Annotated in this window: 1 protein-coding gene; it reads left to right on the top strand. The window is 59.8% G+C overall.

The window, feature by feature from the left end:
- On the top strand, window positions 1-301 hold a 301-nt coding region (locus ACW9IR_RS29870), incomplete at both ends, for a DUF6124 family protein (RefSeq protein WP_457466203.1).

Genomic DNA, 301 nt, shown 5'->3' with positions numbered 1-301 from the left:
AATCCCTCGATTCAAAAAAACTCCACGAAGCCGCCGACCGCGCCCTCGATCACTATCTCTGCCCACCCGGCTCGACCCCACCGCCACGCAAAACCCGCCGGATGTACGCCGTCACCGCCGACTTCAAAAACGAGGAACTGCTGGCCGATGCCAGCGAAACGCTCGCCTCAGCCAGAACCATCGCCCATGACTTCGCCCACCTCATTCCCGCGTCGCAGCGTCGTACTTTGTTGGGGATTGCACAACTGATCATGCTCGGCGAACTGGCGGTGAATCGGGTGATGGATAATCTGGAGTTGCC

This window comes from Pseudomonas sp. SDT291_1_S447, from assembly GCF_054070155.1.
The sequence above is the reverse complement of the archived record's forward strand: the minus strand, read 5'-3'. Positions and strand labels throughout refer to the sequence as shown.